Below are 14,879 nucleotides of genomic sequence, written 5' to 3'. Positions count from 1 at the left end.
AAGCCGCGCTTATTTTTTAGCGGAATCGGCAACGGGCGCCACTGGCGTGCCCGTGCTGTCGATATCCATGTACGCCCATTCCTGGAACAGGATCGGGTGCTTCTTGTAGCCCTGCACCGACTTTTGCGCCAGCATGTTGCGGTAGCGCGCATAGCCGATCAGGGCGCCCGCATTGACTTCCAGGCGGCGCGCCATCTTGTGGAACAGCTCGTCGCGCTCGGGGCTGGCCGGCATGGCCTGGCTGGCCGCGTACCATTTATCGTACTCGGGGTCCTGGTAGCAGCCATTGTTGTTCTGATGCGTGTTCGGGCCGTAGAACAGCTGCATGAAGTTGTCGCCGTCCGGATAATCGGCCAGCCACGGCGCCGTGCGCGTCTGCATCTTGCACTGCTTTTCCGTCTTCAAAATGTCGGAAAAGATCATGCGGTCGTTTTCCATGCGGATGCCCAGCGAGTTGTAGGTCTTGCGCCACATTTCCGCCTGCAGCACGCCATTGGCTTCATTGCGCGAAGCGTAGCGGATCAGGAGCGGCTTGCCGTCCGGTAAGGTGCGCCAGCCGTCGGCGCCCTTCTTGTAGCCGAATTTATCCAGCAATTTATTGGCCAGCACGGGATCGTATTGCAGCAGGCTCTTGTAGTGGGGATCGTAGCCGACGACACCGGGCGGTATCGGATAGTCGAGGCGCTTGGCCTGGCCGTTCCAGATGATGCGGATTTCTTCATCGATATTGTGCGCCATGGCAATAGCGCGGCGCAGGGCGATCTTTTCCTTGCTGAAGCCGCCGAGGGTGGGGTCTTCCATGTTCCAGTAGTAATAGCTGATCTCCGGGTCCAGCAAGCGCGACAGTTGCACGCCCTTCTCCGCCAGTTCGGGACGCAGCTTGCCGTTCAGCAATGCTTTCGGCGCCAGCGGGCCGTCGAGCCAAAACACGTCCGTGCCGCCGCTCTGGAAGGACAGCCAGCGCGACTGGTCTTCGATCATCACGGAAATTTCGATGCGGTCGATAGCGGGAATGCGTTTACCCTGCATCTGGCGCACGATGCGCTGGTCGTCCGGATCGTCGCCAGCCATGAAATTCCACGTTTCCGGCAAGTGCTGCGGGTTGCGGTTCAGGACGATGCGGTTGCCGCGCGTCCATTCACCGAGCGTGTAGTAACCGGTGCCGACGGGATTCGAACCCACTTCGCCCTTCACGTCGCCGTATTTGTCCACCACTTCGCGCGCCACGGCGGCCGTCGGCACGTAGGCGAGGATCATGGGGAAGTTGAAATCCGTCTTGGTCAGCGTGATGCGCAAGGTGTACGGATCGAGAATTTCCAGGCCGGCCACCTTCTTGTTGAAGTCCAGCTTGTTCGCCTTGGCCGCTTCCTTGGCCAGGTCGTCCAGCCCCACTACCTTGCCTTCGAACAGCCAGCTGTGCGGCGAAGCGAGGCGCGGGTCGAACAATCGTTTCCACGAATACACATAGTCGGCCATCGTCAGTTCGCGGCGCTTGCCGCCGAACGCGGCGTCCGGCGTGAACAGGATGCCTTTTTTCAGGCGGATGGTGTAGGTCTTGCCGTCGGCGGACACTTCCGGCATGGCGGCGGCCGCGCCGGGCACCACCTTGACGGGGCGCGCCAGGTAATCATAGGTGTACAGGGTGTCGAAGACGGCCTGCGTGATGTGGTTCGAATACAGGTCGCGCGCGGTGGCCGGATCGAAGCCCGTCTCGGCGGCCGGCAAGATATAGCGCAAGGTTTTGACCGGCGCGGCCGCGGCGCTGGGGGCATCGGCGGCAACGGCCGCCAGCGGCAGGGTGGCCAGGCAGGCGAGCAGCGCCACGCGCCGCATCCATGGTGACTTCATGTAATACCCTTCATCTCGATTATCTGTCGCACCGTATTGGTGCGCTTGTACTGGCTTCCCCCTGGGATACAGGATTCCACCGCCAAAACCAGTCCATCCTCGCAAGATCTATGCCTTGCTCATCGCCAGCCCCGTCCGCATGCAGGCGAGCTGGAAAAAGGCGTAACGATAACGCATATTCTGTTCGCCGGGCAAAAAGCCGCAGTACGGGCGTGGCGGGCAGCCACGGCTGCCTGCCGTGCAGGGGAAATCTTCCGCAGCGCAACAAAGACCGGTCGCCACCATGAAAAAACGACTTGGCAGTAACCGTTACGGCCCCGAATGACGACAGTTTTTATGGCAGTACGGAAAATATACGGCGCGGTGCAACATTGAAATAATTGCAAATATTGAAACAAGTCGGCGCCCTGGGCCTGGCCGTGGGCGCGGAACACCGCCGCGACAATCTCGACAACCCATCGTTGTCGGGCACGAAAGACGGCTCCATCCATTCCAGCTGTGTCGCCGCCAAGGGCGACAGCAAGGTGTCGGCCGTGTTCCTGGAAGTGCTGGCGTCCGTGATCAAGACGGTGGAAGTGTCCGGCGCCTTGCGTGACGACAAATACGACCGTTTCTCGTCGACCACGCCGAAACTGGGCGCCAGCGACAAGTTATTCCCAGCGTCCGCTCAGGCTGCCACGCACAGCCTGAACATTCGGCAGGCACAAGTCACTATCGCCATGCCATCCACACCAACGCCCGCTGCACTGCAGCGAGCGTATTTTTATTTTGCGCACGAAGGGGGATGGCAGCCTCGTCAAAAATGCGGCACAAAATGCACCTTCTTTGTTCTAAATCAGTACCTCTGATGCACTGCGTTGTTTAGGCACACAAACCTGTTTGCCACGTTGACAAGGACTTTTGCAGCTCATTACAGTGAATCTCTTGAAAAGATATAAATACTTTTCAATGTTCTCGGTGCGCCAACCAGCGCGGCCGTTCTTGCCCTTCTAGCCAACCGCTTTTCCAGGAGTCTTGAACATGATCAGAGAAACACGCTTGTCCCGCTCCATCCGTTTGATTTGCGCCAGCGGCCTTGCCGCAGGCCTGCTCAGCCAGCAGGTGCTGGCGCAAGAAGTCAGCGATACCAGCAGCATGCAACGCGTCGAAGTCACCGGTTCCTCCATCAAGCGCCTCGTCTCGGAAACGGCGACGCCCTTGTCCATCTTCAAGGCCGAGGATTTTGCCAAACAGGGCTTGACGACGGCCCAGGAAGTGCTCAGCAAGATCCCCTCGAATGCATCGAGCATGGGCAGCGGCAATGCCGTCGGCGGCAATACCAGCGGCTTGCCCACGGGCGGCCAGGCCAGTGCCGACTTGCGCGGCCTGGGCGGCGACAAGACCCTGGTCCTGCTCAACGGCCGGCGCATCGCCAACCATCCGTATGACGGCGCCAGCGTCGACCTGAACATCATTCCCATCGCCGCCCTGGAACGGGTCGAAGTGCTGCGCGACGGCGCCTCGGCCATCTACGGCACGGACGCCATCGGCGGCGTCATCAACTTCATCACGAAGCGCTCCGTCAACGTCACGAATATCACCGCCGAGGTCGTCGCGCCAGAACACAAGGGCGCAGGCGAGCACCGCATCAACCTGTCGACGGGTTTCGGCAAGCTCGACACGGACGGCTACAATATTTTCGGCGTGGTCGACTACCACAAGCAAAATGTGCTCACGTCGCAGGACCGCGATTTTTCCAAGACCGGCATCATTCCCGAGCGGGGCCTGTCGCTCACCAGCGGCACCACCTTCCCCGGCAACTACTTCGATGCGGCGGCCAACGGCGGCAAGGGCCTGGCCGGCAATCCGTACGCGGCCGGCGGCTGTCTGCCACCGCTGTCGGTGGCGGCCGCCAACGGCACTTGCCGCCAGGATTACACGCGCCAGATCGACGACCTGCCCGCGCAGGAGCAAGTGGCCTTCTTCGGCAAGGGCGCCTTCAAGCTCGGCGGCGGCCACCTGGCCACGGTGGAATACCTGCATTCGCAAAACAAGGTGAAGGCACGCACGGCGCCGCCGCCGCAAACGGGCTTGATCTTGCCCATTAGCAGCAAATATTATCCGGGCAATGCGGGCGGCGTGCCGGCGCAGCCGGACTTGTCAGGCCAGCCCCTGAGCGTCAACTGGCGCCCCGTGGAAGCGGGCCAGCGGCAGATCGATTCGGACGGCAAGGCGGACCGCCTGGTGCTGGCGCTGGAGGGAGAACTGGCCGGCTGGGATTACAAGACGGGGCTGAGCCACGCGATCAGCAAATCGTCGGAGAAATTTACGGGTGGCTATGTGCAGGATGCCTCGTTCGCCGCCGGCGTGCTCAATGGCATCCTGAACCCGTTTGGCGTGCAGGATGCGGCCGGCAAGGCTTATCTGGACAGCACTGCCCTGCGCGGTGAAGTGCAGAACGCCAAGGTCACCACCACGGGCTTCGACATCAAGGGCAGCCGCGACCTGATGCAACTGGCCGGCGGCCCGCTGGCGATCGCTTTGGGCGGCGAAGTACGGCGCGAAAAGGCCGACTTCAACGTGAACCGCGACATCGCCGGCCAGGCCACCAGTTCAGGCCTGTCCGGCTCGCTGTCGAAGAGCGGTTCACGCACGATCCAGGCCGTCTTCGGCGAAGTTAACTTGCCGCTGATCAAGGACCTGGAAGTGCAGCTGGCCGCCCGCTTCGACCATTACAGCGACGTGGGCAGCACCACCAATCCGAAGCTGGCCCTGCGCTACCAGGCCAGCAGCGCGCTGGTGCTGCGCGGCTCGGCCAGCACGGGTTTCCGCGCGCCCACCCTGTTTGAAAAGAATGCGCCGCCGTCGAAGAACGATACCAACGATTCCTACGACGACCCGATCCTGTGCCCCGGAGGCGTGCCGCAACCGGGCGCCAATCCCTTGCGCGATTGCGACTTGCAGCAATTCAAGCTGCAAGGCGGAAATGAAAAGCTGAAACCGGAAAAATCCACCACCTTCGCCTTTGGCCTGGTGCTCGAACCCATCAAGGAAGTCACCGTCGCCGTCGATTACTGGAACATCCATTTGAAGGACAAGATTTCGTCCCTGCCCGAACAATCGATCTACGGCAACTATGAAAAATACAAGGCCTTGTTCCTGCGCAATCCCGACGGTTCGCCCTACGCCATCCTCGACCTGAACGACAACCTCGGTGAAGTGAAGACCGACGGCATCGACGTCAGCCTGAATGCGCGCCTGGGACGCGGTGCGTATGGCGATTTCAGCGTGTCTGTCGACGGCACCTGGACCCACAAGTATGACTACCAGAACGAGCGCGGCGGCGAATTCATCGCCAACGTGGGCCGCTACGCGGACAACAATCCCGTCTTCCGCTGGAAGCATACGGCGGCGCTGAACTGGCGCATGGGCAACTGGGGCGCCACCGTGTCGCAATCGTTCAAGTCCGGCTACACGGATCAGAACCAGGTGGATCCGCAGTACCGCCACGATGTGCCGTCCTACAGCCTGCTGGGACTGTCGGGCAGCTATGCGTGGAAGGGCTTGCTGCTGACTGCCGGCGTGAAAAACCTGCTGGACAAGGAACCGCCGTTCTCGAACCAGGGCACCCTGTTCCAGAAAGGCTATGACCCGCGTTACACGGACCCGATCGGGCGCGCCTGGTACTTGCGCGGCAGCTATACGTTTTAAGGGGAAATTGCGGGAAACGCGATCAGACGGACAGCGCTGGCAAGCATATGCCAGCGGAAGCAAAGACGGCGCCATCAGCGATGATGTGCGCCGTTTTATTTTACGCATCTGAGCACGCCTGACAAGGGTTCACGATATTTTATTGCTGAAGGATTATAAAAAAAACAGGAAAATGTTGCATTTCGTCCAAAAAGTCCGCACGAAATTGACAATCTGAATCGTGAATGTTTTGATGAGGCCCAAGAAAATTTACAGAATTTTCGTTGGTCAATTTTGAAATAAGCAAATAAATTGTCAGCAAGCAACATGTTATTTCAAAATAAATGCCATCTTTATCACAATAACAAGGAATTTCAGATGATGATAGAAAATGTAATATCGCGGTCGCTGCGCCTGATGTTTGCAGGCGGCATGGCCCTGGGCATGCACGCCGCGTATGCGCAAGAAACAACAGATGGCACCATGCAACGCGTGGAAGTCACGGGTTCGAGCATCAAGCGCATCGCTTCCGAAGCGTCGCTGCCGGTACAGTCGTTCAACCAGAAAGACATCAAGAAAACCGGCGTTACCACGGTTACCGATTTCATCCAGCAAATTCCTGCAATGCAGGGCTTCTCCGTGGCCGCCGATTCGGTGGGCGGCGGCGGCGGTGGCGTCACCACGGCCTCGATCCACGATATCGGCGCAGCCTACACGCTGGTGCTACTGAACGGCCGCCGCTTGGCGCCATCCAATTCCGGCACCACCATCGACCTGAATTCGATCCCCCTGTCGGCCATCGAACGCGTGGAAGTGCTGACGGACGGCGCCTCGGCCCTGTATGGCGCCGACGCCATCGCCGGCGTGGTCAACTTCATCCTGAAAAAAGGCACATCGCCGCTGGAAATCAATGCCAAGTACTCGCGCCCTGAAGAAAAAGGCGGCGCCAGCAATTCGATTTCGATCAGCAAGGGCTTCGGCGATATCGACGAAGACGGCTACAGCATCTTCGTGTCGGCCAGCCACGACGAACAAAAATCGCTGAAAGCATCGCAGCGCAGCTTCGCGAAAAGCGGCATCATCAATTTCAACGATCCGAAGACCGGCAAGGCGCTGCAATTCATCAACGGTTCCTCGCGTTCGTCGGCGGCCAATGCCGCTGCCACCTACAACCGTACCGATGCAAACGGCAATGTGGTGATCAACCCGGAAACCAACAAACCGTTCGTCGATACCGTCAACCTGGCCAATCCGTATGCATTGGCCCATGGCGGCAAGTGCGCGCCTGGCAATATGGACTTCTACGGCGATGGCAACTGCTATTTCGACTCGCCGTCGACCATTGAAATCAATCCCGAATCGAAGCGCGACTCACTGTTCAGTTCGGGTACCGTCAAGCTGGGCAAGACCGGCTGGCAAGGTTTCTACGACTTCGCCTACACCGAAGCGAGCATCAAGGCCAGCATCGCGCCGTACCCGGCCGATTTCTCCATTTCCCCGAATTCGCCCCTGTTCAGCAAGTACCTGGCTTCGCAGTTGAGCCCGTCGCAACTGGCCAATGCCGTGAGCGGCGTCGCCAAGTACCGCCTGTCCGAAATGGGTAACCGCGTGTACGACTACGGCAACAAGGCGACCCACCTCGTCGGTGGCGTGGAAGGCAGCGCATTCGGCTGGGATATCAACACGGCCGTGACGTACTCGAAAAACAAGCAGACGCAGGACTACGTCAGCGGCTTCCCGCTGTCCGACAAGTTCAACGCCCTGCTCGACGCCGGCACTATCGACCCGTTCGCCTACCCCGTGGGCGCCATGCCGGACGCCATGCGCCAGGCCCTGCTCGGCACTGGCTTCAGCGGCACCTACAACACGCAAACCGTGGAAATGAAGGGCGTCGACGGCCGCGCTTCGCGCCCTGTGTTCTCGCTGCCGGGCGGCACCGCCATGCTGGGCGTGGGCGCCGATTACCGCAACACCTCGTTCAAGATGCAACAGGCGGACGTCGCCAAGCAGGCGCAAATCCTGTTTGACAATGCGCAAGTCGACAGCGAATACGCACGCGACAACGCGGGCGCGTATGCCGAGCTGATGCTGCCGATTTCGAAAAAACTGGAAGTGACCGGCTCGGTGCGTTATGACCAGATCGGCGCCATCGACGACAAGCTGACGGGCAAGACGGTAGGCAAGAAAGAAAACGCCACCACCTGGAAAATCAGCGGCAAGTATTCCGCGACCAAGAGCCTGATGTTCCGCGCCGCTGCCGGCACCGGCTTCCGCGCCGCCAGCATGCAGGAAATCGCCGGACCGCTGGAAGACTGGGGCGTCACGGGCGGTAACTACCAATGCCCATTGACGGCGGCAAACGGCATGGGCGGTCACCCGCTGGCCAGCTATTGCAGTGGCGTTGGACGCCAGCAATTCGAAGCCTTCCAGGGCGGCAATCCTGAGCTGAAGCCGGAAACGTCGAAGCAATGGAGCATCGGTACCGTGTTCGAGCCGATCGACAGCCTGTCGATGTCGTTCGACCTGTGGAACGTGGAAATCCGCGACCAGGTCACGGCCGTCTCCGAAGGCTTGATCTTCAACAATCCAGCCAAGTATGCCAACCTGTTCACCACCAAGCACATCACCTCGACGGGCCTCGACGTGCTGGCCATCAAGCTGCTGCCGATTAACATCGGCAAGGTGGAAAACCGCGGTATCGACTACGACTTCACCCACAAGATGAAGTTGCTGGACGGCCGTCTGACGAGCCGCCTGATGGGTACCTACCTGCTGCGTTCGCGCTACACGACGCCGGGCACCGATGATCAGTGGGAAACCAGCCTGAACCGCTACGGTTCGAACGACAAGGTCAGCTTCCGCAACATCATCCGCGCCACCACCTCGTATGAGACGGCCAAGTTCACGCATACGCTGAGCGCCAGCTACCGCAATGGCTACACGGACAAGGAACAGACGGTCGACGATTGCGCCGTGATCGTCGCCGGCAGCCCTGGCGAATGCTATGGCATCCAGCTGGAAGTGCCGAGCTACACCACCTTCGACTTCCAGACGGCTTACCGTCCGCTGAAGAACGTGGAAATCACGGGCGGCATCCTGAACCTGTTCGACCGCAATCCGCCGTTCACCCTGCGTAACACGGGTTCGCATCAAATTGGCTACAACCCATCGTACTCGAGCGCCCTGGGCCGCCAGTTCTACCTGAGCGGTTCCTACAAGTTCTAAGCTGATTGCATCGGCTGAAAACTGAAAAAGCCCGGAAAGCTTAGCTTTCCGGGCTTTTTTTCATGCTGCGCGCCACCTTATTCCGCGTCGCCCTGCAGGCGGCGCTGCCTGACGGCCGCCGCCAGGTTTTCCAGCACGGCCACGCTGGCGCTCCAGTCGATGCAGCCATCCGTGACGGACTGGCCATAGATCAATTCCTTGCCTGGGATCAAATCCTGGCGGCCCGCCACCAGGTGCGATTCCACCATCACGCCGACGATGCGGCCATCGCCGCCGGCCACCTGGCTGGCGATGTCGGCGCATACGGGAATCTGGTTTTCCGGTTTTTTCGAACTGTTCGCATGCGAGGCGTCGATCATCAGGCGCGCCGCCAGGCCTTGCGCGGCGATCGCCTTGCACGCCTCGTCCACGCTGGCCGCGTCATAGTTCGGGGTTTTACCGCCGCGCAAGATGATGTGGCAATCCTCGTTGCCGTTGGTCGAGACGATGGCCGAGTGGCCGCCTTTCGTGACGGACAGGAAATGGTGCGGCTGCGAGGCGGCCTTGATGGCTTCCACGGCGATTTTCACGTTGCCATCCGTGCCATTCTTGAAGCCGACCGGACAGGACAATCCCGACGCCAGCTCACGGTGCACCTGCGATTCCGTCGTGCGCGCGCCGATGGCGCCCCAGCTGATCAGGTCGGCGATGTATTGCGGGCTGATCACGTCGAGGAACTCCGTGCCGGCCGGCAAGCCCAGCTCATTGATATCGCGCAACAGTTCGCGCGCCATGCGCAAGCCGTCGTTGATGCGGAAGCTGTTGTCCATGTACGGGTCGTTGATCAGGCCCTTCCAGCCCACCGTGGTGCGCGGCTTCTCGAAGTAGACGCGCATGACGATTTCCAGTTCGCCCGCGAAACGCGCGCGTTCCTTGACCAGCAGGCGCGCATATTCCATCGCCGCCTTGGTGTCGTGGATGGAGCAAGGCCCGATCACCACCATCAGGCGGTCGTCCTGGCCATGCAGGATACGGTGCAGGGCAATGCGGGCGCTGGCGGCAGTCTGTTCGGCTTGCTCCGAGCAGGCAAATTCGCGGATCAGGTGGGACGGCGGGGTCAGTTCCTTCATTTCGCGAATGCGCAAATCATCGGTGCGGGGCATCATTTTCTCCAAAATTTAAGGAAGGGTAAAACATCTGGGTAAAAAAAAACCGCCATCGGTGGCGGTTTTTTAGAATTTGCTGGGATCTCGTTTTGCTGCTACGTGAACCGACCGCTACTCCACCGCCTTTGGGTTGGAATTGCTAAAGTAAAAATAAGCGGTAAAAAAGTGGCGAGCGAACATGCGAGTCATCCGTAAGTGATGAACGACTATAAACCTAAATTGCAAGGGTTGGCAAGCATATTTGTCGGCAAAGCCGCATGCCGCTGCCGTTTTACACTGCATAACCCGCAAAAAAGCATAAAAAGTTGCGCGCTGTGAATCTCACCGCGACTCTGCATCCCCGGCGCCACCGTTGTGCCCGTCGTGGCAACCACGCCACGCCAGCCATTCTATCGACGACAAGCGGGGCACTCCTTGATCCAGGTCTAGTCCCGGCGTCGCCGCACGGACAAAACTCAAGGACGTATCGACGACCTTTGACTGCCTGACCTTTCCGGAGAACCGCATGATCCCTACTCCATCCTTGCATTCCGCTGCATTTTCACCACCCAGACTAGGCCTGGCACTGGCCAGTGCACTGCTGAGCCTACCCGTCCTGGCGCAGGACGCCGCGCCGATTGCGCGCGTGGAAATTACCGGCTCGAACATCCGCCGCGCGCAAGCGGAAACGGCTTCGGCCGTGCAAACCCTGAGCGCGGCCGACATTGAAAAATCGGGCAAGTCCAGCGTGGCCGAACTGCTGCAGACCCTGGCCGTCGACAACCAGGGCTCCGTCCCCACCACCTTCGGCAACGGCTTTGCCGCCGGCGCTTCCGGCGTGTCGCTGCGGGGCCTGGGCACGGCCTCGACCCTGGTACTGCTGAATGGCCGCCGCGTCGCGCCGTATGGCCTGGCCGACGACGGGCAGAAAGTGTTTGCCGACCTGAACATCATTCCCCTGGAAGCCGTGGAACGGGTGGAAATCCTCAAGGATGGCGCCTCGGCCATCTATGGCTCGGACGCCATCGCCGGCGTCGTCAACGTGATCCTGCGGCGCGACTACCAGGGCACGGCCATCAAGGGCAATTACGGCAAGACGAAGGAGTGGGACGGGCGCGACGCGCGCGCCGCCATCACGCACGGCTTCGGCGACATCGACACGGACCGCTACAACGTGCTGCTGAACCTCGAGTACAGCGAAAAGGCCGCCATCTGGAACCGCGACCGGGCCGGCCGGGGCGCCGTCGGCCGCAGCGACTTGCGCGACCTGGGCTTCAGCGCCCAGGAAGCACTGGGCGGCACGGGCGCCATCACCACCAACAATGCGGCCGGCAGCGCCGTCAATGGCAATGTGCGCAATCCCGACACGCTCGACTACTACAACCGCGGCAACCTCGCTGGCGCGGGCTTTACGCGCACCTTCCCCGGCGCCGCCTGCGGCAATTTCACCACGCATCGGCAGGGCGATCCGGGCGGCGGCTGCCTGACTGATGCCGCACAGCAATATGGCCAAATCCAGCCCAAGCAAAAGAACATCAATTTCTTCGGCCGCGGCGCCTGGCAATTGACGCCGGAACTGCAAACCTATGCCGAACTGAATGTTTACCACAGCGCATCCACAGCGGCCACGACGCCGGCAGGCATCAATGGAACCATCATTTATCCTGGCGGCCCCATCAGCACTGCAAGCGTGTCACTCGGCGCAGACCATCCCGACAACCCGTATTTCGGGCGCACCGCGCGGCTACGCTACCTGGCGGCCGATGTCGGCCCCCGTATTTCTGATATCGATTCGACCTTTGTCCGCTTCGCCGCCGGCATCAAGGGCACGCTGGCGGGCTGGAATATCGACAGCGCCCTGCTATATTCGCGCAACAAGGTATCGAACGAAAGCAGCGGCTATCTGCAACGCGACGTGACTTTCGCCCTGCTCAACCCCACCGCCGCCAACGTGGCGACAGCCAGCGCCAACCCGGCGTATGCCGCCCTACCTCCCGGTAGCGTGTGGCGCATCGCAGAAAATGCCGGTCTCAATTCCGCCGCGCTGTATGCGGCCTTGTCGCCGCGCATTTCCAGTGCCGGCAAGACACACATCGCGCAGATCGATTTCAAGGCCAGCCGCGATATTGGCAAGCTTGATGGAGGAGCGCTTGGCGCGGCCGTGGGGGCCGAGTTCCGCCACGAATCGACAGAACTCCAACCAACCACCGGCACCGAACGCGGCAACATCATCGGTTTGGGTTACTCCGCCTACAAGGGCAGCCGCAACGCCACGGCCTTGTATGCCGAAGTGTTGGCACCCGTACTAAAAACGCTGGAACTGTCGGGCGCCCTGCGCGCCGACCATTTCACCGATGTCGGCAATTCCTATACGCCGAAGCTGGGCGTGAAATGGACGCCGATACGCGAACTGGCTCTGCGCAGCACCTTCGCCCGGGGTTTCCGGGCACCCAATGCGGCAGAAAATGGCGTCGGCGGCCTGGCGGCCTTTGCTGTTGGCACCGATCCTGTCCGCTGCGCACTGGGCGTCGAAGCAGCATGCGACCCCAGCAACATCGCGGTCATTACCAAAAGCAACCCGAACCTCTCGCCCGAACGTTCAAAGAGCTATTCCATCGGCGCCATCTGGGATCCATTACCGCGGACAAGCATTTCATTCGACCTGTGGGAAATACGGCGCAAGAATGAAATCAACCAGGAACAGACCGATATGGCCATACTCGCCGGCCATGTCGCACGCGACCCCTCCACGGCGACCGCCATTCCCGGCGATCCGGGCGCCATCACGGCCGTCCTAGGCAGCTATGTGAATTCGGCGCAAACGACGGTGCGCGGCATCGATATCGACGCGCGCCAGCGCTTCAGCCGGGGCAGCGACTATGGCAACCTGACCTTCGACTTGAAGTGGACGCATCTGTATAAATGGCTGCGCACGGAACAGGACGGCACGCAGCGCGATTTTGCCGGCACGCATGGCAATTGCGACGTGTCCAACTGCATGGGCACCCCGGACGACCGCATCAACCTGGGCGCCACCTGGGAACGCCAGAACTGGCGCGTCACGGCCAACGTCAACTACCGCGCGCCGCTCGACAACCTGCTGTTCAAGAATGACCCGGACGGCTGCGCCACGCACTTCGCCGACGGCACGGACGCGCCGCGCGGCTGCCGCATCGCCTCGTTCACCACGGTGGACCTGACGGCCCGCTGGCTGGCCACGCCCAAGCTGGAAGTGTTTGCGACAATACAAAACCTGTTCGACAAGATCGCCCCGCTCGATCCGCTCACGTATGGCGCCACGGGCTACAACCCGCTCGACTACGCGGGCGCGGCGGGACGCTTCATCAGTGCGGGGGTGAAGTACAAGTTCTGAATTTCGTCATATTTTCAACGTATCAGGCGTTTCAGGAACCGTAGCGAGCAAGCCCAATATTGGGTTGAGTAGCGCAGCTGTACTTCAGGTACAGCGAGCAACGCAAACTCAAGAGTGGGCTGCGCAGTAGGTTCCTGAAATGGCGATCTAAGCCGTGCCGCCAACGGTAATGCCGTCCAGGCGCAAGGTTGGCTGCCCCACACCCACGGGCACGCTTTGCCCTTCCTTGCCGCACACGCCCACGCCCGAATCGAGGCGCATGTCGTTGCCGATCATGGAAACGCGGTTGAGCACGTCCGGGCCATTGCCGATCAGGGTCGCGCCCTTCACCGGGTAGCTGAGCTTGCCATTTTCAATCATATACGCTTCGCTGGCCGAAAAGACGAACTTGCCATTCGTGATGTCGACCTGGCCGCCGCCGAAGTTGACGGCATATAAGCCGTTTTTGACGGAGGCGAGGATCTCGCCCGGGTCCTTGTCGCCGCCCAACATGTACGTATTCGTCATGCGCGGCATGGGCAGGTGGGCGAACGATTCGCGGCGCGCATTGCCCGTCACGGGCATCTTCATCAGGCGCGCATTCATGGTGTCCTGGATATAACCCTTCAGGATGCCATCCTCGATCAGGGTCGTGCACTGCGTGGGGTTGCCCTCGTCATCGATATTCAGGGAGCCGCGCCGGCCAGCCAGGGTGCCGTCGTCGACCACGGTGACGCCCTTGGCGGCCACGCGCTCGCCGATGCACCCGGAAAACGCGGACGAGCCCTTGCGGTTGAAATCGCCTTCCAGGCCATGGCCGATGGCTTCGTGCAACAGGATGCCGGGCCAGCCCGGCCCCAGCACGATGGTCATGGGGCCAGCGGGCGCCGGGCGCGCTTCCAGGTTCACCAGGGCCGAATTGACGGCGTCCGTCGCGTATTGTTCCAGCACGGCATCGCTGAAATAGTCATAGCTGTAACGCCCGCCGCCACCTGCCGAGCCCGTTTCGCGGCGGCCATTCTGTTCCGCGATCACCGTCAGCGAGACGCGCACCAGCGGACGGATGTCGGCCGCCAGCACGCCGTCGCTGCGCAGCACCAGCACCACGTCATATTCGCCGGCCAGGCCCGCCATCACTTGCACGACCCTGGGATCTTTCGCCCGCGCCATCTTTTCCACGCGTTCGAGCAATTGCACCTTGGCCGTGGCGTCCAGCGAGGCGAGCGGATCGTTGGGCAGGTACAAGGAGCGTCCGCCCTGCGGCTGCATCTGGCCCGCGATCTTGATCCTGCCGGCGCCGGCGCGCGCAATCGTGCGCGTGGCCGCAGCCGCTTCCAGCAGGGCACGCTGGGAAATGTCGTCGGAATACGCAAACGCCGTCTTGTCGCCGGACACGGCGCGCACGCCCACGCCCTGGTCGATGGAAAAACTGCCCGTCTTGACGATGCCCTCTTCCAGGCTCCAGCCTTCGCTCTTGGTCGACTGGAAATACAGGTCGGCATAGTCGACCTTGTGCGTAAACATCGTGCCCAGGGCTTTCAACAGCTTGTCTTCATCCAGGCCGAACGGCGTCAACAGGATCTCGCGCGCCACGGCCAGGCTGGACAGATTGGGTTCAAATGGCTTCATAACTTTGCACTCGCTAATTATATTCAACTCAT

At 60.9% G+C, this 14,879-nt stretch carries 7 protein-coding genes; 4 read left to right on the top strand and 3 right to left on the bottom strand.

All coding sequences use genetic code 11. The features are described from left to right. Positions 1-9: 9 nt before the first annotated feature. Positions 10-1,848: an ABC transporter substrate-binding protein gene (locus O0881_RS23665; protein WP_081345921.1), complete on the bottom strand. Its 1,839-nt coding sequence runs from the start codon at positions 1,846-1,848 to the stop codon at positions 10-12. 380 nt (positions 1,849-2,228) lie between these two features. On the opposite strand from O0881_RS23665, the gene O0881_RS23660 reads away from it, so the two are divergent. From O0881_RS23660 to O0881_RS23650, 3 genes are all read left to right on the top strand, one after another. Further along, on the top strand, positions 2,229-2,696 hold the full coding sequence (locus O0881_RS23660) for a hypothetical protein (protein WP_289913320.1): 468 nt from the start codon (positions 2,229-2,231) through the stop codon (positions 2,694-2,696). Between the two features lie 172 nt (positions 2,697-2,868). Continuing rightward, positions 2,869-5,538, top strand: coding sequence for a TonB-dependent receptor (locus O0881_RS23655; protein ID WP_289913319.1), 2,670 nt, complete (start codon positions 2,869-2,871; stop codon positions 5,536-5,538). A 357-nt stretch (positions 5,539-5,895) separates the two neighbouring features. After that, a complete protein-coding gene (locus tag O0881_RS23650; protein WP_289906338.1) occupies positions 5,896-8,742 on the top strand; it encodes a TonB-dependent receptor in 2,847 nt (948 codons plus the stop codon). Positions 8,743-8,819: 77 nt separating this feature from the next. On the opposite strand, the gene aroG is transcribed toward O0881_RS23650, so the two are convergent. Further along, a complete protein-coding gene (gene aroG / locus O0881_RS23645) occupies positions 8,820-9,884 on the bottom strand; it encodes a 3-deoxy-7-phosphoheptulonate synthase AroG (RefSeq protein WP_099665300.1) in 1,065 nt (354 codons plus the stop codon). 508 nt (positions 9,885-10,392) lie between these two features. Between aroG and O0881_RS23640 the strand changes: the two genes are divergently transcribed. Continuing rightward, complete coding sequence (locus tag O0881_RS23640) at positions 10,393-13,239, top strand: TonB-dependent receptor (RefSeq protein ID WP_289913318.1); 2,847 nt, start codon at positions 10,393-10,395, stop codon at positions 13,237-13,239. A gap of 147 nt (positions 13,240-13,386) precedes the next feature. Here the strand turns inward: O0881_RS23640 and tldD are convergent, their stop codons facing one another. Next, positions 13,387-14,847, bottom strand: coding sequence for a metalloprotease TldD (tldD, locus tag O0881_RS23635; RefSeq protein WP_289913317.1), 1,461 nt, complete (start codon positions 14,845-14,847; stop codon positions 13,387-13,389). Positions 14,848-14,879: the final 32 nt, after the last annotated feature.

This window comes from Janthinobacterium sp. SUN100, assembly GCF_030397705.1.
Classification (GTDB): Bacteria; Pseudomonadota; Gammaproteobacteria; order Burkholderiales; family Burkholderiaceae_D; genus Janthinobacterium; species Janthinobacterium kumbetense.
The sequence above is the reverse complement of the archived record's forward strand: the minus strand, read 5'-3'. Positions and strand labels throughout refer to the sequence as shown.

What these genes read in the sequence shown, in the direction of transcription:
- O0881_RS23655 (WP_289913319.1), top strand. Translation starts at nt 2,869, where the DNA reads ATGATCAGAGAAACACGCTTGTCCCGCTCCATCCGTTTGATTTGCGCC.
- O0881_RS23640 (WP_289913318.1), top strand. Translation starts at nt 10,393, where the DNA reads ATGATCCCTACTCCATCCTTGCATTCCGCTGCATTTTCACCACCCAGA.
- O0881_RS23650 (WP_289906338.1), top strand. Translation starts at nt 5,896, where the DNA reads ATGATGATAGAAAATGTAATATCGCGGTCGCTGCGCCTGATGTTTGCA.
- tldD (WP_289913317.1), bottom strand. Translation starts at nt 14,847, where the DNA reads ATGAAGCCATTTGAACCCAATCTGTCCAGCCTGGCCGTGGCGCGCGAG.
- aroG (WP_099665300.1), bottom strand. Translation starts at nt 9,884, where the DNA reads ATGCCCCGCACCGATGATTTGCGCATTCGCGAAATGAAGGAACTGACC.
- O0881_RS23665 (WP_081345921.1), bottom strand. Translation starts at nt 1,848, where the DNA reads ATGAAGTCACCATGGATGCGGCGCGTGGCGCTGCTCGCCTGCCTGGCC.